Source organism: Pseudohongiella acticola (assembly GCF_001758195.1).
Taxonomy (GTDB): Bacteria; Pseudomonadota; Gammaproteobacteria; order Pseudomonadales; family Pseudohongiellaceae; genus Pseudohongiella; species Pseudohongiella acticola.
On the sequence record NZ_MASR01000002.1, the window covers coordinates 1 to 23,773 of the forward strand.

Below are 23,773 nucleotides of genomic sequence, written 5' to 3' on the forward strand. Positions count from 1 at the left end.
TAATGAAAAATACCAGCCGTTACAAGACGCGCCTGAGCCAAGTGGTCATTGCGGGCGTTATATCCGGATTTGGCGTTTATGCCAACGCAAATGATTTCACCATTGTCTCGAGTGGCACGCAGGGGCAATTTACGCTCAGTAACGGCTCGGGGTATTCCACCTCGGCGCAGGTAGACGCAACGGGCACAGTCGGCACGATTAACAACATCCCGTTGACTGATAACTTTGGTATTCCCAACTTTGCCTTCACCCTGGGCAATTCAGTCGGCGCGACCAACAAAACGCATACCTTTAAAGTCGGTGTTTCCATCTCCGAGGTCGGCACTAACCGTCGCCTGGAGGCCTACATTGCGACACTGAATTTGACGGTCAACGGCACCACGGTTACTGGCGATATTCCGGTTCAGAACCTGACCGTGCTGGCACGGGCCGGCTCACTGAACGCAACCACCACACTTAACAACACCAATGCCAATGGCCCCTACGCCATCAGCGGCGGCGGCATCAGCTTCAGTGGTTCCAACCTGGTCAACGGCCTGCTGCCTGATTCACTGTTCACCAACATTCTGGGTGAGTTCAATACCGGCGGCAACACGTACGATTACAGCATCGTTATTGAAGAAACCACTGGCGCACCCAAAGCACGCTTTGGTATTGATACCGGTGCCTTTACTTCGTTCACCGCAGCGACGCCACCCAATACGGTCTTTGACCTGAACGGCAATCAGCTGGAAGCAAACTTTGGCGCAGGCTCCTACCGCGTCAATGGCCGCTTCACTACCGCAGCAGCCGGCAGCGGCGCCGGTGGCGGTGACGCGCCTCCGGGCCAGGTGGCCACAGAAACGGTTGAAAGCACCGGCACCACTGCCGCTGCAGCCAATAACGCCATCGTCAATGGTACGGCCGAAGAAGCACAAAGCGCACTGAACACGGCGGCCAGCTCACTGGAAACCCTGGCCACTGCCGTTACCAACGGTGGCACACTGTCTACCGAGCAGCAGGCAGCGGTGCAGGCCAACGTACAAACGGTATTTAGTAATGTAGTAACACTGATCAACAAGGTCAGCAACAATCCAACCCAATTGGCCGCCGCTGTTGCCACCCTCAACAAGACGCTTGACGCCATGCAGAAAGCCAAAGTACCCGCCACTGCCGCCATCGTGAACAGCGTTGTCACAGCCGGCCAGGCGTCGGCGCGCGGCGAGGCTATACGCCAAGCCGGATTGGGCGCTAATGCGACACCCGAGGAGATTGCGGCGGTACTGGTCGCGAGCCCGACTGCGCTGGAAGCAACCCTTCGCCAGTCCATTCGTATTCCGTCCAATGACGTGCTTACGGACGCGCAGATTACCGCAAAAACTAACACTACAATTAGCAATAATTTCGGTGGCAACACTGACGCAAACCCCATCGTCGAGGCAAACATAGCAGCGTTTGACGCAAGTAAAGCATCAGTCGAAGTTAACACTGAGCACCTACGTGATGCACTCAGCTTTTTCTCCTTTGGTGATGACAGGACCGGCGGCGCCTTCGCACTTGACAGTAATACCGGGGTCGTCAGGAAGGATGATTCCCTTAGTAAGATCCTGACCTTCGAGTTTCCAGGCGAAGCCTACGCAGCTTATTACATCGACGTTCGTGCAGTGCCGACAGAAGTACCCACCGGCACCCGAATTCTGCGTGATGGCACAGCGGTTATTGTCAATAGAGGGTACGCGATGAGGTTCGCACCCGTCCCCATCGATGTGCTTGGTTTTAGTTTCGCCGTGGTGCAGGCGGGCTACACCAATATGACCATTGGTGTCGACGATGCTGCCTACCGTATCGACTTCGGCGGCGGCCAGCGCTTCGCCGGCGTGTTTGCCTACGACAACCTGAAGGGCAAGACACTGGACTTCAACTGCGGTGGCACCACCATTGTTGAGCCAACCATCGCACCCACGGCTGCCGAGTACAGCTTTGGCATCCACTGCGCCAACGGTGTGCAGCAGCGCATGGTGCCTTATATGGACAACACCAGCTTCTTCGCCAGCCTGGAAGCGGCGCAGATCCCCTACCAGGTGGATCGCAGCACCGGCATCATCACCTCGGAAGGCAATGGTCGCTTCAAGCCCAGCTTCTTTGTCAGCCCGCTGACCGCTGCCGAAACGGCCTTCCATACGGCCAACAAGGATGCCAACGGCATCGCTTTCCAGGCAATTGATGTGAATGGCGATGGTCGTATCGATTTCAAGGTCATCGGCGATAACGGCACGCAGGTGCTGTACGGCGTCGAGTGATCGCTAAAGGTTAAAGGGGACAGGATAAAAGGGGACGGAGGGATTTGCGCAGCAAATCTAACCTCCGTCCCCTTTTATCCCATGCCCTTTAACAGATCACCTCAACTTCCCTGCCCGCCTCCGCCGCCATCGTCAGCATGGCCTGCTTCAGTGTTTCCCGCGCCACGCGCTCTCCATGCACAATCCGAATCTGTGCTGGCCAGTGCGGCATGTGATAGACAAAATCCAGCAGATCCTGCTGATCGGCATGGGCGCTGTAACCACCGATGCTGGTAATCGGGCACGCCACTGTCACCGTCTCGCCATCTATCTCGACCGTGGCACCAGCCCCGGGCGTCAGTTGCTGAAGCTGATGACCCAGCGTACCCCGGGCCTGATACCCGACAAACAGCACATCGTGCACCGGTTCCGGCAGCATGGCTTTCAGGTAGTTGACGATGCGCCCGCCGGCGGCCATGCCACTGGCGGCAATAACCACCGCTGGCTGCCGGTTTTTGGCCAGATAGGCGACGGTCTGCAGATGCTGCTCATGAGAGTCGACGGTATACAGGCTGTCAAAATCCAGTGGATGGCGTCCGGCCCGTACCCGTTTTAGCGCCTCGGCATCCCAGAAGGGTTTGAGTTCGCGATAGATCGCGGTAAATTTTGCCGCCAGCGGTGAATCGACAATGACCTGCAGGTCTCTCCAGGCAGCATCCTGCGCGTCTTTACCGGCCTGAATCAGACCTTCAAGCTCGTACAGCAACTCTTGCGTGCGCCCGATACTGAAGGCCGGGATCATCACCGTGCCGCCATTTTCCAGAGCATGGCTGAGTACGTCGCGTAAGCGCTGTTGCCGGGTTTCCCGGTTCTCGTGCAGACGATCGCCATACGTACTTTCAATAACGAGGGTATCGGCACATGCCGGGGATTCGGGTGCGGGCAGCAACGGTGCATGCGGTGCGCCCAGATCACCGGAGAATACCGTACGGTGCGAGCGGCCATCCGCATAGACCGCGTCAATCTCGATATAGGCCGAGCCCAGGATATGGCCGGCGCGTTGCAGACGGATACGAACCGCGACATCAGTGGTCTCGGCGATGGTGTGCCACTGCTGGTACGGCAACGGTACCAGCTGCTTGTCCACAGTATCCAGAAACCGCTGAATCAAATCCGCATCACGGGTGAACCCCACTTTCAGCGCATCTTCTATGACCAGCGGCAACAGGCGCGCCGATGGTTCGCTGCAATAGATGGGGCCGTCAAAACCGGCAGCCAGCAGATAGGGCAGCCGCCCAATGTGATCAATATGCACGTGGGTGACCAGCAATGCCCTGACCGTGGAGATATCAAAGTCGATGCGATGGAGGTCCAGCGTATCGCCGCGGGCTTCACGTCCCTGAAACAAGCCGCAGTCGACCAGCACATGCAGATCTGGTGATGCCAGTAAACGATGGCAGCTGCCCGTCACACCCGTGACGGCACCGTGGTGCTTAAACCTGGGATAGTTTTCCATACCCTAAGCTTAGACTATAAGAATGGGGACGGAGGGAATACTTTTTGACCATATATAGTATGGTCAAAAAGTATTCCCTCCGTCCCCATTCTTTCTAGAGCATCAGAGGCTGATGCTGTAGCGGATGTAGTAGTCGACGTCGTTGCGCTTGCGCACGGCGGTGCTGCGCTGGATCAGGTCCTCGCGTTCACGCAGACGGAACTGAAACAGGTGCCCGGACATGGGCCGCCAGTTGTAGCGGAACTCGGTCAGCGACTGGTTGTTGGTGAAGTCGGTGGACAGCAGCCAGCCGGCGTCGTTTTCACCGTGCACCAGGCCGATGCTGTGGCCCGGCGCCAGGTCCATCACGTTCAGCGAAATCTGCCAGGCATTGCCGTCACTGTCGCCAAAACCGGGAAGGCCCATTGCTGCCGATGTGGGCGTGTCAGGCGCATGGCCGACTTCAACACCGGCGACAAAGCGGCTTTCGCCGCGCAGTGCCCATTGCAGGCCCAGACGCGCTGTCACCGCCACGTAATCAGTCTTGTCGCCTGCCGCGACCCCGTTGTAATACAGCGCCGAGGGAATCACGGTGACATCAACCGAGCGCTGCAGGAACAGACCGTCTTCATCAGACTTGTCGACTGACGCATAGTACGTTGCCCGACTCTGCGACGATTGGTAATTCAGCGGCGAGCGGCGCACGGTGGTCGGGCCATCTTCGGTGGCATGCTCGATAATGAAGTTGTATTTCCAGCCATCGCCTGCGCTGAACTGGCTATGCAGACCGTCGGTCCAGCTGACATTCCAGCTGTTTGAGTTCATCCGGCTCATGGATTTGGCTGGCACGCCGACCAGTGCATTGCTGAACTGGAAGCGTCCTACCTTGTGATCCCAGTTGCCATAACGGGCACGCACATAGAGTTCGTCGATGGTCATATCACCTGGCTCGATGCTGGACGCCCCGGCCGGCAGCTCAGTGTAGAACTTCAGGTCGCCACTGAAATCGCTGTCATTGCCAGTGGCAGCAACACGGATTTTGGCACTGTATATCTCGGAGATATTCCATTGCATGCCGGCTCTGACACGCAGATTAAACTGACTGTCATCAGAGTTCAGACCATTACGGTCTTCGCGATCAAGACTGGCAAACCCGAAACGCAGGTCTCCGGAAAAATCGACATCCTGAGCAAATGCCGTACTGCTGAGCACAGGCAACAATGCCAGTCCCAGCCATGATTTATGAGTCACTAAAGTTCTCCCCTTAGCGTGATATTTTTGAACAGTATCGTAATTGTCACATGTCAAATTAAAGACAGTTACAAGACAACTGTGTGTCATTTTAGCAACAGCTACATGACATTAATGTGACAATCACTCAATCAGACAGGACAATCCGCGAATACCACAATAACCCGCAGGGTTTTTCGCGAGATACTGTTGATGATATTCCTCTGCGTAATAAAAATCGGCCAGTGGCGCAATTTCTGTAGTCACGATGCCGACACCTGCCGCATCCAGCCGTTTCTGTGCCTCTGCACGGCTGGCATCAGCCTGTATTTTTTGTTCGTCAGACACGGTGTAGATGGCAGAACGGTACTGCGTGCCACGATCGTTGCCCTGACGCATACCCTGAGTCGGATCATGGGAGGCCCAGAATGTTTTCAACAGCGCGGCAAACGACGTCACTGCCGGATCAAACACCACCCGAACCGCTTCGGTATGGCCAGTGGAACCACTGCAGACTTCTTCATAGGTCGGGTTCGGCGTAAACCCGCCGGCATACCCCACCGCCGTGCTGTAAACGCCCGGCAGCTTCCAGAATACCCGCTCCGCACCCCAGAAGCAGCCCAGCGCAAAAACCGCTTCCTGCAACCCTGCGGGCAATGGCTGTAACATATTGTTACCAGTGACGACGTGCTGGCCGCTTATCTGCATCGGAGAATCGCGCCCGCGCAGGGCACGATCCGCTGAAATCATTCTGTCTTTATCAAATAAACCCATTGCTTTCTCCTTCCTCCAACGGCTGATACGACTGCGTTGAAAACAGGCATTTCACCGCCACGCGTATACAAGAACCTGACTGACGCCTAGAATATCACACCAACGATTTCAGCTACTCATTTACACATAACCATCACCCCAGGATTTAGTAATGACTTCAGCTTTGATGGCCAACTATGGTCACCCGGAACTCCAGTTTGCCCGTGGCCAGGGCGTTTATCTGTACACGGCAGACGGCGAGCGCTATGTCGATTTCACCATGGGCATCGCCGTGAACTGCCTGGGCCATTGCCATCCTCACCTTATTGCAGCGCTCAAGCGCCAGGCAGATACGCTGTGGCACACGTCCAACCTGTTCAGCAATGTGCCCACGGAAACACTGGCAAAGCGCCTGGTTGAGCTGACCTTTGCTGATCGTGTGTTTTTTGCCAATTCCGGCACCGAAGCGGTGGAATGTGGTTTCAAGATGATGCGTCGTTACCATTACCATCATGGACGTAAGCAACGTGTGCGTATCATCTCCCTGACCCAGTCCTTTCACGGTCGCACACTGGCGCCGGTAGCTGCCTGCCTGAATCCCTTGCATACCGAAGGGTTCCTGGTCGGTGATGCCGGTTTTGATCAGGTACCGTTTGGCGATCTCGACGCCCTGCGCGCTGCCATCAGCGACAGCACCGCCGGCATCATCCTTGAGCCGGTGCAGGGCGAAGGCGGTATACGCGCGGTGTCGGTGGAATATTTGCAGGCTGTACGTCAGATTTGTGACGAACACGGCATTTTATTGATGTTCGACGAGGTACAATCAGGTATCGGACGGACCGGTTATCTGTTTGCTCACGAAGCGCTGGGAGTGGCCCCTGACCTGCTGGCCTCGGCCAAGGGATTGGGCGGCGGTTTCCCCATTGGTGCCTGCCTGTCCAGAGAACACGTGGCTGAAGTCATGACGGCCGGCACCCATGGCAGTACTTTTGGCGGCAATCCGCTGGCAACGTCAGTGGCAAATGCGGTACTGGACGTATTGACCGAGCCAGGCTTTCTGACCCAGGTGAACCAGCGTGCCGATCAGTTGCGGGCTGGCATAGATGCCCTCAGTGAACAGTACCCGGGCATTCTCGCCGGTCATACCGGACTCGGACTGATGGTGGGTCTGCGTTGCGCCGGCAGCAATGCTGATCTGCTGAAGGCGATGGCAACACACAAGCTGCTGGCGGTAAAAGCCGGCGGTAACTCAGTCCGGCTGCTACCGCCGCTGAATATCAGCGCTGCAGAGGTGGACGAGTCGCTGGCATTACTGGCATCTGCGTGTGCCGACCTTGCCAGTCTGTAACAGAATGTCATAAGCTATAACAATTACGTATAACACTCATAATAATAATACGCCGGATAGCCACACATCACGGTCGACTGTAGTTGGAAGATTATGCTGCCCACAAAAAATGTCACCCGGCTGGGAGAAGTCGCCCTGCGCCCTGCCGTCCCCGGCTCGTTGCAGCAGGTCGTGTCGCTTTGCACCGACCTGAGCTGGCAGGAAGATGACAAAGGCTTCTGTACACAAATTGACAGCCACAGCGACAAAACTACCTCAGTAGCGCAGCTGTTGTTCCAACGAAGACTCATTGATCTGGGCGACGCTGACAGTGTTGCCAGCGAAGACTGGCCCAGATACCTGGCCAGTGTTGGCGCACGGCAGCCCTACCGCCAGATCAAATGCCGCCTCAGTGGCGATGAGCGGAACGTTTACCTGCAGATCAGCGGCGTCCCCCAGTTTGATGACAATCAGGTGTTTCAGGGCTACGACTGTGTCGCCATCGACATGAGCCATGAACATCACAGTGAAGCCAGCCTGCTCCGCTTCCGCGCCGCCATGGACATGTCCATGGACATGATCTACCTGGTTGATCGGGACACCCTGACCTTCCTTGATGTCAATGACACCGCCGCTCGCGCCTATGGCTTCACCCGAGAAGAAGTGCTGGCCATGGGACCCTCGGAAGCGCTGGACCTTACACCAGAAGAACTGATTGAACGCTATGATCGCCTGATTACCCAGGGCGGCAGCAGTCGTATCGAACGCCGCGTCAAACTGAAAGACGACAAACCTGGCATTATCGAAGTCTACAGCCGCGCCACCTGCCTGAATGGCCGCTGGATCATCATTGGCGTCAGCCGCGACATCTCCGACCGCAAAATGGCCGAAACGCGTGCACTGCATCTGCAACACATCTTTTCCACGCTGAGCAATATCAACGGCGCCATCATTCGGGCAGAAACAGTTGCCACGCTGTATCAGGATATCTGCGCCGCTGCCGTCAATGAATCCCTGTTTGCCATGACCATGATTGTGACGCCTGATGCCGGTGGTGAACTCAACGGCGTTGCCATGATGGGCGATGAAACTTTCGAAGCGCAGCCGCTGCAGATCAGTGCCGACGCCGGCACGCCTCAGGGCCAGGGGCTGGTAGGCAGTGCACTGCGGGACGGCGTCGCCATGATCAGCAACGACTATATCAATGACCCGCGCTCCCTGCCCTGGCGTGACCTGCTTATAAATCAGGGGCTTAACAGTGCCGCCGCCATGCCGTTGTTCCAACGTAAACAGGTGGTCGCGGTGATGCTGTTTTACAGTCGCATCAAGGACGCCTTTGACAGTGAAACCCAGGCCGTGATGCAAAGCATGGCCGACAACATTTCATTTGCGCTGGATAATTTTGCCAGCGCAGAAGAACAGGCCCGCGCAGCCGCGTTGATTCAGGAAAGTGAAGCCCGCTTCCGCAGTCTGACCAACCTGACATCCGATTTTTACTGGGAACAGGATGCCAACCTGCGTTTTACCAAATATGAAGGCCGGGTTGTCGGCGAAGCCAACCAGCGCGCGGTGAAGACCATACTGGGCCGGCACCTGTGGGAAATGCCCGGCATAAAACCGGATTCGATGAACTGGCGGCAACTGCGCCGGCTTTTAAAAAAAGAACAGCCGTTTCGCGACTTTGAATTTTCATTCACCAATGAAGACAGCGTCCGTTACCATTTTACTCTGGCCGGCGAGCCCATCGTCGACAGCGCCGGTGCCTTTGCCGGATACCGTGGCATATCACGGGATATCACCGAGAAAAAGCGTATCGCTGACCGCATCAAACACCTCGCCACCCACGATACCCTGACTGGCCTTCCCAATCGGGTGATGTTCAGTGAATTGCTGCGCCAGTCCATCCGCACCGCCAATCGTTATAAAGATCAGCGTTTTGCCGTCATGTTTATTGACCTGGACCGATTCAAAGCTGTCAACGACACTTATGGCCACCACACCGGTGATCTGTTGCTGTCCGAGGTAGCGCAGCGGCTCCGCAAACCTCTGCGCGACAGTGACATCGTGGCACGGCTGGGCGGTGACGAGTTCGTCGTGCTGCTGCACAAGGTGTCGGACAAGCAGCAGGCCGGTCAGATTGCCGAAAACGTGTTAAAGATGTTTAAACAACCCATCGCACTGGCTGAGCGCGAGTTCGCCGTCAGCGGCAGCATTGGCATCAGCCTGTATGGCATTGATGCCAACGATGAAGAAAGCCTGATGAAACATGCGGATACGGCCATGTATGCGGCCAAGGAAGACGGTCGCAACAGTTACCGTATCTATTCCGCCGATCTGCATCAACATACCCAGGAACGTGCCGGTCTGGCACTGGAACTGAGGCATGCGCTTGAGCGAGGCGAGCTGGCATTGCACTATCAGGCCAAAGTGGCACTCGACAACGATGAGGTGGTGGGTGTCGAGGCACTGCTGCGCTGGCACCACCCCGAGCGGGGCGACATTTCGCCCGTGCAGTTTATCCCCATTGCCGAAGACAATGGTCTGATCATCCCGATTGGCGAATGGGTCATGGAAACTGCCTGTCAACAACTGGTGGCGTGGCAGGCACAGGGTCTGCCGCCGCTGGCACTGGCCGTTAATCTGTCGCCGCGCCAGTTTAACCACCCAGACCTGCACAAACACATCAGCGATGTACTGGCGCGCACGGACTTCGCCGCTAATTTGCTGGAGCTGGAGATCACCGAAAGTCTGGTCATGCAGAATCCGGAGCGTGCCATTGAACTGATGACCCAGATCAAGCGCATGGGAGTACGATTTGCCATCGATGATTTTGGCACTGGTTATTCTTCGCTGGGACAGCTGCGTCACTACCCCATCGATACGCTGAAAATTGACCGCGCGTTTATTCGCGACCTGGCCAGCAGCAAGGAAGACCAGGCCATCAGCAAAGCCATTATCTCCATGGGTAAAACTCTGGGTCTCACCGTTGTCGCCGAGGGCGTGGAAAACGCCCGCCAGCTGGCATTTCTACGTGACAATTATTGTGACCAGATCCAGGGCTTTTTCTACCACCGGCCCTGTTGCGCGGATGAATTTGTTAGCTGGTACCGGGCGACCGGATTTCCCGCAAACGTCATCAGTACCTGAACAAAACCGGGGTTCTGGACTTGGCGTTATTGCTTAAAAATTTACAGATCCTTCACTCAAGTTAAACTGGCCATCGCCGCTATTGTGTATGTATACCTGACACGCAAGAGATTCGGCCATGTCACAACGCATTAAGTTCTCCGCATCGGAAAAACTGGTTTCCACCACGGACCTCAAGAGTACGATCAAATACGCAAACCCGGAATTTATTGCCATCTCGGGCTTTACCGAGAAGGAACTGCTGGGTGCCACCCACAACGTCGTACGCCACCCGGATATGCCCAAAGACGCATTCAAGGCGTTGTGGGATACGATCCAGTCCGGGCGCCCGTGGATGGGCATGGTCAAGAACAAGTGCAAAAACGGCGATTACTATTGGGTCGACGCCTACATCACACCGGTGCTGGTTAACGGCAAAGTGACCGGCTATCAGTCGGTACGCTCGAGTCCGGATGAGAGCGATGTCGCCCATGCGGAGTCTTTGTACAAAAAGCTGCGATCAGGGGCGTCCGTGCGTATGCAGTCGCTGTTGTCGTGGCGACAATCGTTGCTCGCGATTCAGGCGGTCAGCGCCGCTGCCGTCATTGCCGCACTCAGCCTGTTATCGGGCCCCCTGGCTCTGGTTCTGGCACTGGTTGCTGCCGGTGCCGGTGTCGCCGGTTGCGCCATGCAGCTGGCGCAGATGAATCCGTTGCTGCAGCGCTGCGAAAGCATCAGTCAGGATAAACTGGCACGCGCCGTGTATACCGGCCATAAAAATGAACTGGGCAGCATTGAGCTGGCACTGAAATACCAGAACGCAAAGGCCAGCACCATTCTCAAACGCGTTGACGAATCTGCCACACGCCTGACAGCGCTGGCGAAACAGGCTACTGACTCCGTTGAAGTGACTGATCAGGCCATCAACCAGCAACAACACGAACTCACTTCGGTGTCATCCGCCGTCACCGAGATGTCCAGCGCGATTGTGGAAGTATCCAGTAATACCGCGCGCACCTCGACTGCTGCTGAAGAGGCCGACAATTCCGTCGAACAGGGTCACAAATCGATTCAGGAAAGCCTGTCAGCGACCACCCTGCTGGCTGAGAACATTGATGACATTACCCAGCTTATCAACGGCCTTGGGACCGACAGCAAGGCCATCGGCTCGGTCATTGAAGTGATCAACGCCATTGCCGAACAGACCAACCTGTTGGCCCTGAACGCAGCCATTGAGGCGGCCCGTGCCGGAGAACAGGGCCGTGGCTTTGCCGTGGTCGCCGACGAAGTGCGTACATTGGCCCAGCGTACGCAGAATTCCACGGTCGAGATCAAGGACATCATTTCACGCATCCAGAACAGCACCAACAGCTGTGTCGACAGCATCAGCGATGCCCAGAGTAAGGCACAGCAATGTGTCAGCTACAATCAGCAGGCTGGCCACTCCTACACCTCCATCAGCAAGGCGGTGTCCGATATCCGCAACATGGCCTTCCAGGTAGCCACCGCCGTCGAAGAACAAAGCGCTGTCGCCGAGGAAGTAAACCGCAACATCGTCAATATTCAGGGACAGTCTGAGAAGACCAGCGAGGCCTCCAAAGTCAATGCTGACAGCAGCACTCGACTGGCCAAGGATATTGCCGCCATGCGCGAGATAGTGAAGCAGTTCAGCGCATGAGGCGCTTGTAGAGCTTAGGATAACGGTTAGCACGAGCCTGGATAAAAATAGAGATTTGCATGCGGATGGCGACGGCGTCACCCATGATGTGAATCCATTCACTTTTGGTTTAGAATCGGTCTGTTGATATATTCGGCAAAATCAAGCCGCAGAATAACAAGAGACTTATTCCATGCATTACCCGCAATTGAGTTTTGACCTGGACGAAACCCTGACCATGCTGCAACAGCAGGTCAGACAGTTTGCCGACCGCGAGATCGCCCCACGTGCCGCCGGGATCGATCAGGACAATGAATTCCCTGCCGATCTCTGGCGCAAAATGGGTGACCTGGGTTTGCTGGGTATTACCGTGTCTGAAGAGCACGGTGGCTCGGGCCTGGGTTATCTGGCGCATGTTATTGCTGCCGAGGAAATCAGTCGTGCTTCGGCCAGCGTCGGCCTCAGCTACGGCGCGCACTCCAATCTGTGTGTCAATCAGATCTACCGCAATGGCAATGACGCGCAAAAGCAGCGCTACCTGCCCGGCCTGGTCAGTGGTGAAGCCATAGGCGCACTGGCCATGAGCGAACACAATGCCGGCTCTGATGTGGTGAGCATGAAGCTCAGCGCCCGCAAGCAGGGAGATGTGTATGTTCTTAACGGCAGTAAAATGTGGATCACCAACGGGCCTGATGCCCATGTCTATGTGATCTATGCCCGCACCGATGCAGATGCCGGTGCCCATGGCATCACTGCCTTTCTGGTGGAACGTGACGCTCCCGGCTTCAGCCGCTCTCCCAAACTCGACAAACTCGGCATGCGCGGCTCCAATACCTGCGAACTGGTGTTCCAGGACTGTGAAGTGCCGGCGGAAAATATTCTGGGTGTGGAGAACGGCGGCGTACGCGTGCTGATGAGTGGCCTGGATTATGAGCGCGTGGTTTTGTCCGGCGGCCCGCTGGGTATCATGCAGGCCTGTGTTGATGCCGTGCTGCCCTATATTCATGATCGCAAGCAGTTCGGTGAACCCATCGGCAACTTTCAGTTTATCCAGGGTAAAGTCGCTGACATGTATACCAATCTGAACGCCGCCCGCGCCTATGTCTATGCCGTGGCACGCGCCTGTGATCGCGGTGAAACCACCCGCAAGGACGCCGCCGGCGCCATCCTGTTCAGCTCCGACAAGGCCACACAACTGGCGCTGGAAGCAATACAGATACTGGGTGGCAACGGTTATATCAATGACTACCCTACCGGGCGACTGCTGCGTGATGCCAAACTGTATGAGATCGGCGCCGGCACCCAGGAAATCCGCCGCATGCTGATAGGCCGTGAGCTGTTCCGGGAGACGCAGCCATGAGCGAGAAGACAGCCATGAGCGAGAAGGCAGCCATGAGCGAAAAGACAGCCCTGTGCGAAAAAGCAGCCCTGAGCGAAAAAACAGTCATGAGCGAGGTAAAGAGCAGATGACAACGCTGACCTCCGCCATCAGTCCGCAGAGCGAAGCGTTCGCGCACAACTATCAGCACCATTCCGCGTTGCGTGACGAATTACAGGCACTTACCGCCACACTCGCGCTGGGCGGTGACCAGCGCTCACGCGAGCGCCATCAACAGCGCGGCAAACTGCTGCCACGCGAACGCATTGAAGCACTACTGGACACCGGTTCGCCGTTTCTTGAACTGTCAGCACTGGCGGCGTATCAAGTGTATGACGACGACATTCCAGGTGCCGGCATGATCAGCGGTATCGGCATGGTGTCGGGACAATGCTGCGTAATCGTTGCCAATGACGCCACGGTCAAAGGCGGTACCTATTATCCGCTGACCGTGAAAAAACACTTAAGGGCACAACAGATTGCCGCCGAGAACCACCTGCCCTGCATTTATCTGGTCGATTCAGGCGGTGCCAACCTGCCGCATCAGGCAGAAGTGTTTCCGGACCGCGAACATTTTGGTCGCATCTTTTTTAATCAGGCACGGATGTCGGCAGCCGGTATTCCACAGATTGCCGCGGTAATGGGATCGTGCACGGCCGGTGGCGCTTACGTGCCAGCGATGGCCGATGAATCCATTATTGTCCGCGAACAGGGCACCATCTTTCTGGGTGGCCCGCCCCTGGTAAAAGCCGCCACCGGCGAAATCGTCAGCGCCGAAGACCTTGGCGGCGGCCTGGTACACAGTCAGATTTCAGGCGTGGCCGATCAGCTGGCTGACGATGACATGCATGCACTGGCATTGATCCGGCGTAGTATGGCGCGCCTGAACCGGCCCGGGCACACTCTGGACCTGACTGCACCCGCGCCGCTGTTTGACAGCGACGAACTGCTCGGCATTGTGCCCGCAGATGTACGCCAGCCCTACGATGTACGTGAAGTCATTGCCCGCATTGTGGACGGCTCGGTGTTTGATGAATTCAAGCCCCTGTACGGCGCTACGCTGGTGTGCGGGTTCGCCGACATTCTGGGGCAAAGCGTCGGCATCATCGCCAACAACGGTATTCTGTTTTCCGAGAGCGCATTAAAAGGCAGCCACTTCATTCAGCTGTGCTGCCAACGCAATATTCCGCTGGTGTTCCTGCAGAACATTACCGGGTTTATGGTCGGCAAAAAATACGAACACGAAGGCATTGCCAAGAACGGCGCCAAACTGGTCAACGCCGTCGCCACCGCCAATGTAGCCAAAGTAACGGTCTTGATTGGTGGCAGTTTTGGCGCCGGCAACTATGGCATGTGCGGCCGCGCCTACGATCCGCGTTTTCTGTGGACCTGGCCCAATGCCCGCATCTCGGTAATGGGCGGCGCCCAGGCCGCCGGTGTGCTGGCACAGATCAAGGCCGAGACACTGGCTGCGAAAAAACAGTCATGGACGGACGAGGAAGAGCAGCAGTTCAAGAAACCCATCGAAGACAAGTACGAACGCGAAGGCCACCCCTACTACGCCAGTGCGCGCCTGTGGGACGATGGCGTTATTGCGCAGACGGACACGCGTTTTGTGCTTGGGCTGTCGCTGTTTGCCGCGCAAAATGCACCGCGTCAGGACACGCAATTTGGTATTTTCCGGATGTAGGCAAATTCCGCTATAACCGCGACGTAAATCCATAAAAACAATAAGGCATCGTTATGACCACTGACAGCATTACCGCACCGCTGGAGATAAGTCGCCCGCATGACGGGGTCACTGTGATCTGGCTGAACCGACCCAAAAAACACAATGCCATGACGCAGGCACTGATTGCTGATCTGCATGACGCCCTGACCACACTGGCAAAAGATGACAATACCCGCGTTGTGATTCTGGCGGGCCACGGCAAAAGCTTCTGCTCCGGGGCCGACCTGAATTACATGAAGTCGATGGTTGATTTCAGCCACGAAGAAAATGTTGATGACGCCTGTCGCTTTGCTGCCATGCTGCAGGCACTGCATCAGTTCCCCAAACCGGTCATCGCTGCTCTGCATGGCAACATATTTGCCGGTGCCACCGGGCTGGCGGCCTGCTCCGATATTGTGATCGCGGCAGATGACGCTCGTTTTTGTGTCAGCGAAGTCAAGCTGGGGCTGGTACCGGCGGTGATCAGCCCCTATGTGGTTGCCCGTATTGGCGCGCACCAGGCACGACGTTACTTTCTGACCGCCGAGGTGTTCAGTGCCGACGCTGCCGAACGTGCCGGCCTGGTTCACCGTTGTGTGCCGGCAGACACGCTGATGAACGAGGTCATGGACACCGCGATGATGTTGTTGAACAACGCACCCCGCGCCATGACCACCACCAAGAGCCTGATCAATTACCTGGTGCCGGTACCGTCCTCACGTGAAATAACCGATTACACCGCAGCGTTGATCGCACGCGTGCGTACGGGTCAGGAGGCCCAGAATGGTCTACAGGCATTCCTGGACAAGCAACCAGCACCATGGGCTGAACCTCAAGCCACGGGGAAACACACCACCACAGGCTCCGACTGGACGTCGACCGCTGCGGATAAAAGCAAACCATGATAGAACGCTTATTGATCATCAATCGCGGTGAAATCGCCTGCCGCATCCTGCGCACCGCTCAGCAGCTGGGTATTCGATGCGCAGCCGTGTATTCACCGGCAGACGGCAAAGCCCTGCATGTGCAACTGGCGGATGATGCCTTTGCCCTGCGCGGCAATGCCGCCAGCGACAGTTATCTGGACGCTGAGCAGATACTGGCCATTGCCGCTGACTGGGGCGCAGACGCCATCCATCCCGGTTACGGTTTTTTGTCGGAGAACAGTGAATTCGCCCGCGCCGTAGCAGCGGCCGGCATACGCTTTGTTGGTCCGGGTGCCGATGCCATTGCCGCCATGGGTTCCAAGGCGCGCGCAAAACAGTTGATGACTGACGCCGGTGTGCCCCTGTTGCCGGGCTACCATGGTGACGACCAGAGTGTGGATGGCTTGCGCCGCGAAGCGGACAAAGCCGGGTATCCGGTGTTGCTGAAAGCGGTATCAGGTGGCGGCGGCCGTGGCCTGCGCGTAGTGAATTCGGCGGCAGAAATGGAGGAAGCTCTGGCTGCCGTGCAGCGCGAAGCACAAGCCGCCTTTGGCGACAGCCGCGTGCTGCTGGAGAAATATCTGACGCAGGCTCGGCATGTGGAGATCCAGATTTTTGCCGACGACCATGGCCACTGTGTGCACCTGCATGAGCGCGACTGTTCGGTGCAGCGTCGGCACCAGAAACTGATCGAAGAAGCCCCTGCCCCCGGCCTTGATGACAGCACTCGCGATGCCATGGGCGCGGCAGCGGTACGTGCCGCCACCAGCATTGGTTATTCCGGTGCCGGCACGGTCGAGTTTCTGTATCAGGACGGCGCGTTCTATTTCCTGGAAATGAATACCCGCCTGCAGGTGGAACACCCGGTAACCGAATGCATCACCGGACTGGACCTGGTGGCCTGGCAATTGCGCGTGGCCAGTGGTGAAACCCTGCCCCTGGCGCAGGCCGATATCCCGCGTCGGGGCTGGGCCATTGAAGCCCGCATCAATGCCGAATCCGGCGCCCCGGATTTTTTGCCATCAACCGGCATGATCAACGAACTGAACTGGCCTCAGGGTGAGACACTGCGGGTGGATTCCGGGTTTCGCAGCGGTGATCGTGTCAGCGTATTTTACGACAGCATGCTGGGCAAACTTATTGCCTCAGCACCCAACCGCGCAGAAGCGATTGAGGAACTGTCGCAGGCATTGGCGCAACTGCAGATTGCCGGCATCAGTCACAATGCCGACTTCCTCGGTGCCGTACTCGACTCACCCGCCTTCAGGCAGGCGAGCTTGCACACTGGATTCCTGGCAGAGCATCAGCAAGACATCGCGGTCGCGCTGGTGCGACGGCAGCGCAGCAGATCAGCGTCACTGTCGCACCACAAGCCTGCCTGGGGCGCACTGAGCGGCTGGCGGCAGAATCAGGGTCAGCGTCAGGCCTTTGTGCAGCAATACCATCTGCGACCGCTGTATGCCGGTGGCGCGGCGTCGGCGGCGACTGATATCAATACCCTCTTTACGGGAACAGGCGGTGGCCCGGGTGCAGCCCAACAGGCCCTGAAAGCCCCCCTGCCCGGTCGTGTTATCAAGCTGTTTGTTAATGCAGGCGACCCGGTAGTGGCGGGTCAGCCGCTGCTGGTCATGGAAGCGATGAAGATGGAACATACGTTAAGGGCCAGCGCCGACTGCAACATCGACACAGTACAGTGTGAAGCCGATGCGATGGTACAGCCGGATCAACTGCTGATGACCTTTACCGCAAACGATGAGGCCAGTGGAGCCGCCAATGAACACTAGAACGGACCTGGCACTGTCAACGTTGCAGGGACAACGCGTCAGCATTGTCGAGATGGGCGCACGCGATGGTCTGCAGAATGAAACCACCCAGCTGAGCGCAAACGTCAAGGCGGGTCTGGTGGATCGTCTGGCTGCCTCGGGCCTGCAGCGCATCGAGACTGGCAGTTTCGTCTCCCCCAAATGGATTCCGCAGATGGCAGACTCTGACCAGGTATTTGCTGCTATCACCCGACTGCCCGGTGTGCGCTACAGTGCACTGACACCCAACATGCAGGGTTTTGAACGCGCAATGCAGGCCGGCGTCGATGAAGTGGCAGTATTCGCCGCGGCCTCTGAAATGTTCAGCCAGAAAAATATCAATTGCAGCATTCAGGAAAGCATTCGGCGGTTTACCGAAGTCTGCGCAGCAGCGAAGTCAGCGGGTATTCCGGTACGGGGTTATGTGTCCTGTGCCATGGGCTGTCCTTATCAGGGCGACGTATCGGCAGAGGATGTTGCCATGGCGGTGCGTGAGCTGATGGCACTGGGCTGTTATGAAGTGTCCATTGGCGACACCATTGGCACCGGCACACCTCACCATGTGCAGTCGGTGTTGTCACGCTGCCTGCAGGAAACCGGCCCGGCGCAACTGGCCATGCATTTCCATGACACTTACGGGCAGGCACTGGCCAATCTGACAGCCGGCCTGCAACTTGGCCTGCGTACCATTGATGCCTCGGTGGCCGGTCTCGGTGGTTGCCCCTACGCTCAGGGCGCCAGTGGCAATGTTGCCACGGAGGATGTGCTGTTCATGTTGCAGGGCCTGGGCATGGAGACTGGTATCGACCTGCCACGTCTGATTGATACCAGCCACTGGATCTGTACGCAGCTCAATCGACGCAACCAGTCCAGGGTATCGTTGGCCGGGTTACCGGTCGCACGCGGGATCTGAATCATGACAACCACCATAACCAACAGCGCAGAACGGATGAGCCCGGCGCGGTTCACTATAAAAACAGCGGCACCCGGTGACTGTCACCTGGTCGATTTTATCCACTGGCTGAATAAGACCCAGCGGCTTCAGCTTGACAGTTATGCCGCCGTCCATCGCTGGAGCGTGCAGAACCGGGAAGCATTCTGGCACACCTGCCTGGATTTCACCGGCATTGAAACTGACGCCCCCGCCCATGCCAGAACGCTTAAACCTGGTCAGCAGATATGGCTGGACCAATGGTTTCCCGAGCATCAACTGAATTACGCAGGCAACCTGCTGCGCTTTCGTGATGACAAAACGGCCTTGATCTTCAGTGACGAACACAACAACCGCCAGTCATTGAGCTATGCCGAGCTCTATCAGCAGGTGTCGCAGCTGCAGCGCTGGTTGCTGGCCCAGGGCGTGATTGCCGGTGATCGGGTCGCCGGTTTTGCTGCCAACCGAATTGAAACCGTGGTCGCTATGCTGGCCAGCGCGTCCATCGGTGCGATCTGGTCATCGTGTTCACCGGATTTTGGTGTCGGCGGCATACTGGACCGATTCACCCAGATTGAACCGACAGTACTTTTTGCCGTCAGCAGTCACTGTTATGCCGGGCGCATCAACAGGCATCAGGCAGTGCTGGAGAAACTGATGGCGGGTCTGCCATCGCTGCGACAGGTGGTATTGCTACCTGACCTGTACGAGGCCGGCGCTGACGATCCCGTGGGACATAGCGACGTTGTGCACTGGCGCGACGCCCTGGCCGGAGAACTGGCAGCGGAAATGACCTTTGCTGCCCTGCCGTTCGCGCATCCACTGTTTATCATGTATTCATCCGGCACCACCGGCGTCCCCAAATGCATCGTGCACAGTGCCGGCGGTACGCTGTTGCAGCATCGCAAGGAACATCACCTGCACCTGAACCTGCAGCGTGATGACGTGCTGTTCTATTTCACCACTTGCGGCTGGATGATGTGGAACTGGCTAGTCAGTGGTCTGGCCTCAGGCGCAACACTGGTGCTGTACGATGGGTCGCCGTTTCATCCCAAACCCTCAATACTGTTTGACCTGGCAGAAGATACCGGCGTCACGATTTTTGGCACCTCGGCCAAGTACCTGTCGGCAGCAGAAAAAGCCGGTGTCCAGCCACAGCAGACTCATGCCCTGCCGCATCTGCACACCCTGCTCTCCACCGGTTCACCGCTGAACGCAGAAGGCTTTGATTACGTTTACCAGCAGGTGAAGGGCGACATCAGTCTGCAGTCGATTTCCGGCGGTACTGATATCATCTCCTGCTTTGTGCTCGGCAGTCCGTTGTTGCCGGTATACCGTGGCGAGATTCAGTGTGCTGGCCTGGGCATGGATGTAAAGGTCTACAACCAGGCCGGCAAACCGGTGTCGCAGGAAAAAGGCGAACTGGTGTGCCAGCAGTCCTTTCCCAGCATGCCCACCGGCTTTTGGCAGGATCCGGAGCATGAGAAGTACCAGGCGGCATACTTCGCGCGCTTCGATAACATATGGACCCACGGCGATTACGCTGAACAGACTGCACATGGCGGCTGGATTATTTACGGTCGTTCAGACACGGTGTTGAACCCTGGCGGCGTGCGCATTGGCACTGCTGAAATCTATCGCCAGGTGGAACAATTAGCACAGGTACTTGAGAGTGTAGCCGTGGGTCAGGAGTGGGAGGGCGATGTGCGCATTGTGCTGTTTGTACGCCTGCAGGCCGATGCCACACTGGACGATGAGCTGATTGGCACGATCAAGCTCAGTATTCGCAACGGTGCGTCACCGCGCCACGTACCTGCCGTCATCCGTCAGGTCACCGACATACCCCGCACCCTCAATGGCAAGATTGCCGAGATCGCAGTGCGTGAAACCCTGCACGGCCGCCCCGTCAACAACAGAGATGCTCTCGCCAACCCCGATGCGCTGAAAGAATTTGAGGCCTAAAAAGAAAGAAAAGAAAGGGGACGGAGGGAATACTTTTTGACCATAGGTGGTCAAAAAGTATTCCCTCCGTCCCCTTTCTTTCTCTATAGCTCGATTTCGCTGAAAGTGTTGACGATGGCATGTCGGGTTTTTTTCGGCGCCACAGTGCCTTCCTGGGGCCGCACCACCCAGATAGTGTTGAGACCCGCATCAGCGGCAGCGTCCAGTTCACCTTCGATGTCGGACAGGAACAGAATATCCTTGGGCGGCAAGGCAATCTGCTCGGCCAGGTTAAGGTAGGACTGCACTTCCTGCTTGGCGCCGATAGTGGTATCAAAATAACCGGCAAACATCAGCCGCAGATCACCGCAACTGGAGTAACGGAAGAACAGGCGCTGTGCTTTTTCCGAACCCGACGAATAAACATACAGATTGATACCTTCGTCCAGCCACTCCTGCAACTTGGGTGGCACGTCGGCATACACGTGTGCTTGGTATTCACCGCGCTGGTAACCACGCTCCCATACCATGCCCTGCAACGCCTTCAGTTCAGTTACCTTCTGGTCCTCGTGCATCCACAGCCGCAGCTGATCAATCAGCGCTTCGGTATTTTTTTGCGGAATGCCAGTGCTCTCACTCATGCTGCGCAGCTGTCGTGCCACGTCGCGCTCTTCCTTGTGCTTGCGCACAAATTCCGGCAGAAACCGCTCCGCGTAGACAAACAGCACGTCCTTAACAAAACGGATGGAACTTGTGGTGCCTTCGATATCCGTAACAATGGCAATCGGTTTCATTATGACTCCAGTCGGGAAAACGATTCAGCAATCGGACTGCCCGTATAGTTGGCAACCCAGCCTTCGGTGTTGTTAAAAAACCGGATCGCCACGAACGACGGTTTCGGGCCCATGTCGAACCAGTGTGGCGTGTTGGCCGGCACTGAAATCAGATCTCCTTTCTGACACAGTACTTCATAAACTTTATCCTGAAGATGCAGACTGAACAGCCCCTGACCATCAACAAAGAAACGCACTTCGTCTTCGCTATGGCAATGTTCACTGAGAAATTTCTGACGCAGTTCCGGCACTTTGGCTTCCACCTCAGGGTTGGACGCATCCAGACTGATCACGTCCACGGTTTGATAGCCCTCTTCGGCAACCAGTTTGTCAATATCGGTCTGGTAAGCAGCCATGACATCTTCGCTGCTGTCGCCGGCCCTGGCCGCGGCCGTTGCCTGCCAACGTTCAAAGCGGATACCGACGGCTGCCAGCTGCTCTGCAATCTGCAGGGCATCAGTGGCCTGCCACTCAACGGTGGCGGGATCGGAGTCCGAATATATCGTTAACGCGCTCATTTTCTATCCTCAATCAAATCACTACTTCAGTCGTGTCAGGTCGGGCGTGCCAATAATACTCAAGCAGAAACTCCAGTGCCTCAAGATGGCGCAGAGTTTCCGGCAAATCGCGGCCCCAGGTGTACAGACCATGCCCCCTGATCAAATATGCATGTCCGGTGCCATGTTGTTGCATCCAGGTTTCGACATCATTGGCCAGTGCTGCAATATCCTGGGTATTGTTGAACACCGGAATACGCAGGGTGACCTGATGACTACTATTGCCGGCAAAAGCTTTGAGCAATTCCAGGCCGCTGAGTTCCACGATGCTCGGGGCAACTGTCGACACCAGCGTCGCATTCATCGAATGGGTATGCAAAACCGCACCAATCTCGGGGTCATGCCGGTATAACTGCGTATGTAACAGGGTTTCGGCCGACGGCTTTTTGCCATCCAGCGCCTGCCCCGCCAAGTCCACTTGCATGATGTCTTCCGGCTGCAGGTTGCCTTTGTCACGGCCCGACACGGTAACGGCACAGCTGTCCGGCCCCAGACGCTGGGAAAAATTACTGCTGGTGGCCGGACACCATCCCTGCTGCCAGAGTCGCGCACCCGCAGCGATCAGGCCTGATACGGTATGAGCGTAGTCTGCTGCGGAGCGGGTTGAAGAGACATTTGTCGAGGGTGCTGGCTTCATGGCGTGAATTATAGCCCGATTTGTTCAGTCAAGCACACACACCAACCCCTTCAGATACAGTGCCTCCGGAAACGGCAATGCCACCGGGTGATCTTCAGCCTGATGCAGGTAATGCGTTATGCGGCCCTCGCGCCCGGCATCCAGCAGGGCGTCCGCGGTAATTTTCTGAAACAGCGCCGGATCGATGGCACCGGAGCAGGAGAAACTCACCAGTGTGCCGCCGACATTGAGCAACTGCGCCGCCTGCAACGCGATATCCTTATACGCTCGCGCCGCTTTTTTAAATTGATGTTTTGTCTCGGCAAACTTCGGTGGATCCAGCACGATCAGGTCATAAGACGTATTGCTGGCTTTTAACTCGCGCAAATACTCAAAGACATTGGCCTGCACCAGCTCGGCCTGATCGGCATCAAAGCCGTTCAGCTCCAGATTCTGGCCGGCCAGTTCCAGCGCCGGTGCCGAGGAGTCGACATTGGTGACGTGGGTGGCGCCGCCCTTGAGCGCGGCAATGCCAAACCCGCCGGTATAGGAGAAGCAGTTGAGCACGGTTTTACCGGCGCTCAGTTGTTGCACCAGGCTGCGGTTGTCAAACTGATCCAGATAGTAGCCGGTTTTGTGGCCCTGCTGGATGCTGACCATGAACAGGCGATCCTGCTCCTGGATCTGCACCCATTGCGGAGGCTCCTGCCCATGCACCAGACCCTGGCGCTGTTCCAGACCTTCGTGTTTGCGCACCGCAACGTCGGAACGCTCATAAATACCCAGGCACGGGGACAATTCCGCCAGTGCAGCGATGATGGTGTCTCGCCAGAACTCGGCGCCACTGCTGAGAAACTGGCAACTGAGATAGTCACCATACCGGTCCACGATCAACCCGGGGAAACCGTCCGCCTCTGCGTACACCAACCGGCAGGCGGTGCGTGTCTCACTCAACAGGCCGGCGCGCCGGGCAATGGCGCGGCGCAGGCGTTCGCGAATAAAGTCCGCATCAATCACCGTGCCTGGATCAAACGACCACATGCGTGCACGGATCTGTGATGCCGGCGACCAGGCGGCCACGCCCAGAGCCTTGCCACTGCTGTCTGCAATGGTCACGGTGTCGCCGACACCAGGCGTACCTTCTACGGCGGCAACTGCACCAGAGAAAATCCACGGATGATGGCGCAACAGCGAACTGTCACGGCCCTTGCCCAGCTTCACAATATTCATTG

General features: G+C 56.9%; 17 protein-coding genes. 10 read left to right on the plus strand and 7 right to left on the minus strand.

All coding sequences use genetic code 11. The features are described 5' to 3' along the window. On the plus strand, positions 1-2,279 hold a 2,279-nt coding region (locus PHACT_RS16360), incomplete at its 5' end, for a hypothetical protein (protein WP_070118438.1). A gap of 88 nt (positions 2,280-2,367) precedes the next feature. Here the strand turns inward: PHACT_RS16360 and PHACT_RS12230 are convergent. The 3 genes from PHACT_RS12230 to msrA all read right to left on the minus strand — a co-directional run bounded on the left by PHACT_RS12230 (position 2,368) and on the right by msrA (position 5,757). Then, positions 2,368-3,774 carry an MBL fold metallo-hydrolase gene (locus PHACT_RS12230; RefSeq protein ID WP_070118440.1) on the minus strand — a complete coding sequence of 469 codons (1,407 nt, stop codon included), beginning with the start codon at positions 3,772-3,774 and terminating at the stop codon, positions 2,368-2,370. Positions 3,775-3,876: 102 nt separating this feature from the next. Continuing rightward, on the minus strand, positions 3,877-5,004 hold the full coding sequence (locus tag PHACT_RS12235) for a hypothetical protein (protein ID WP_070118442.1): 1,128 nt from the start codon (positions 5,002-5,004) through the stop codon (positions 3,877-3,879). Positions 5,005-5,127: 123 nt separating this feature from the next. Further along, complete coding sequence (gene msrA, locus PHACT_RS12240) at positions 5,128-5,757, minus strand: peptide-methionine (S)-S-oxide reductase MsrA (protein ID WP_070118444.1); 630 nt, start codon at positions 5,755-5,757, stop codon at positions 5,128-5,130. Between the two features lie 151 nt (positions 5,758-5,908). Between msrA and PHACT_RS12245 the strand changes: the two genes are divergently transcribed. The 9 genes from PHACT_RS12245 (at position 5,909) to PHACT_RS12285 (ending at position 20,556) form a co-directional block, all read left to right on the plus strand. Beyond that, positions 5,909-7,084 (plus strand): aspartate aminotransferase family protein, encoded by a 1,176-nt coding sequence (locus PHACT_RS12245; RefSeq protein WP_070118446.1) that lies wholly within the window; start codon positions 5,909-5,911, stop codon positions 7,082-7,084. Positions 7,085-7,177: 93 nt separating this feature from the next. Beyond that, positions 7,178-10,210, plus strand: a complete 3,033-nt coding sequence (locus PHACT_RS12250) for a bifunctional diguanylate cyclase/phosphodiesterase (protein WP_070118448.1) — start codon at positions 7,178-7,180, stop codon at positions 10,208-10,210. A gap of 118 nt (positions 10,211-10,328) precedes the next feature. Further along, positions 10,329-11,867 carry a methyl-accepting chemotaxis protein gene (locus PHACT_RS12255; protein WP_070118450.1) on the plus strand — a complete coding sequence of 513 codons (1,539 nt, stop codon included), beginning with the start codon at positions 10,329-10,331 and terminating at the stop codon, positions 11,865-11,867. A 172-nt stretch (positions 11,868-12,039) separates the two neighbouring features. Then, complete coding sequence (locus PHACT_RS12260; protein WP_070118452.1) at positions 12,040-13,206, plus strand: isovaleryl-CoA dehydrogenase; 1,167 nt, start codon at positions 12,040-12,042, stop codon at positions 13,204-13,206. A gap of 106 nt (positions 13,207-13,312) precedes the next feature. Continuing rightward, the gene (locus PHACT_RS12265; RefSeq protein ID WP_070118453.1) at positions 13,313-14,914 is read left to right on the plus strand and encodes a carboxyl transferase domain-containing protein; all 1,602 of its coding nucleotides are present in this window, start codon (positions 13,313-13,315) and stop codon (positions 14,912-14,914) included. A gap of 53 nt (positions 14,915-14,967) precedes the next feature. Continuing rightward, positions 14,968-15,840, plus strand: a complete 873-nt coding sequence (locus PHACT_RS12270) for an enoyl-CoA hydratase-related protein (protein ID WP_070118455.1) — start codon at positions 14,968-14,970, stop codon at positions 15,838-15,840. After that, complete coding sequence (locus PHACT_RS12275) at positions 15,837-17,645, plus strand: acetyl/propionyl/methylcrotonyl-CoA carboxylase subunit alpha (RefSeq protein WP_070118457.1); 1,809 nt, start codon at positions 15,837-15,839, stop codon at positions 17,643-17,645. The genes PHACT_RS12270 and PHACT_RS12275 overlap by 4 nt, the downstream gene beginning before the upstream one ends. Continuing rightward, positions 17,635-18,576: a hydroxymethylglutaryl-CoA lyase gene (locus tag PHACT_RS12280; protein WP_070118460.1), complete on the plus strand. Its 942-nt coding sequence runs from the start codon at positions 17,635-17,637 to the stop codon at positions 18,574-18,576. The genes PHACT_RS12275 and PHACT_RS12280 overlap by 11 nt, the downstream gene beginning before the upstream one ends. A gap of 36 nt (positions 18,577-18,612) precedes the next feature. Next, a complete protein-coding gene (locus PHACT_RS12285) occupies positions 18,613-20,556 on the plus strand; it encodes an acetoacetate--CoA ligase (RefSeq protein ID WP_070118910.1) in 1,944 nt (647 codons plus the stop codon). Between the two features lie 83 nt (positions 20,557-20,639). Here the strand turns inward: PHACT_RS12285 and mtnC are convergent, their stop codons facing one another. From mtnC to PHACT_RS12305, 4 genes are read right to left on the minus strand one after another with little or no spacing between them, the layout of a single operon-like run. Continuing rightward, positions 20,640-21,329: an acireductone synthase gene (gene mtnC, locus PHACT_RS12290; protein ID WP_070118465.1), complete on the minus strand. Its 690-nt coding sequence runs from the start codon at positions 21,327-21,329 to the stop codon at positions 20,640-20,642. Next, the gene (locus tag PHACT_RS12295) at positions 21,329-21,886 is read right to left on the minus strand and encodes a 1,2-dihydroxy-3-keto-5-methylthiopentene dioxygenase (protein WP_070118468.1); all 558 of its coding nucleotides are present in this window, start codon (positions 21,884-21,886) and stop codon (positions 21,329-21,331) included. The genes mtnC and PHACT_RS12295 overlap by 1 nt, the downstream gene beginning before the upstream one ends. A gap of 13 nt (positions 21,887-21,899) precedes the next feature. Further along, positions 21,900-22,562 (minus strand): methylthioribulose 1-phosphate dehydratase, encoded by a 663-nt coding sequence (locus PHACT_RS12300; protein ID WP_083264618.1) that lies wholly within the window; start codon positions 22,560-22,562, stop codon positions 21,900-21,902. Positions 22,563-22,586: 24 nt separating this feature from the next. Further along, complete coding sequence (locus tag PHACT_RS12305) at positions 22,587-23,771, minus strand: class I SAM-dependent rRNA methyltransferase (protein WP_070118469.1); 1,185 nt, start codon at positions 23,769-23,771, stop codon at positions 22,587-22,589. Between the last annotated feature and the right edge of the window lie 2 nt (positions 23,772-23,773).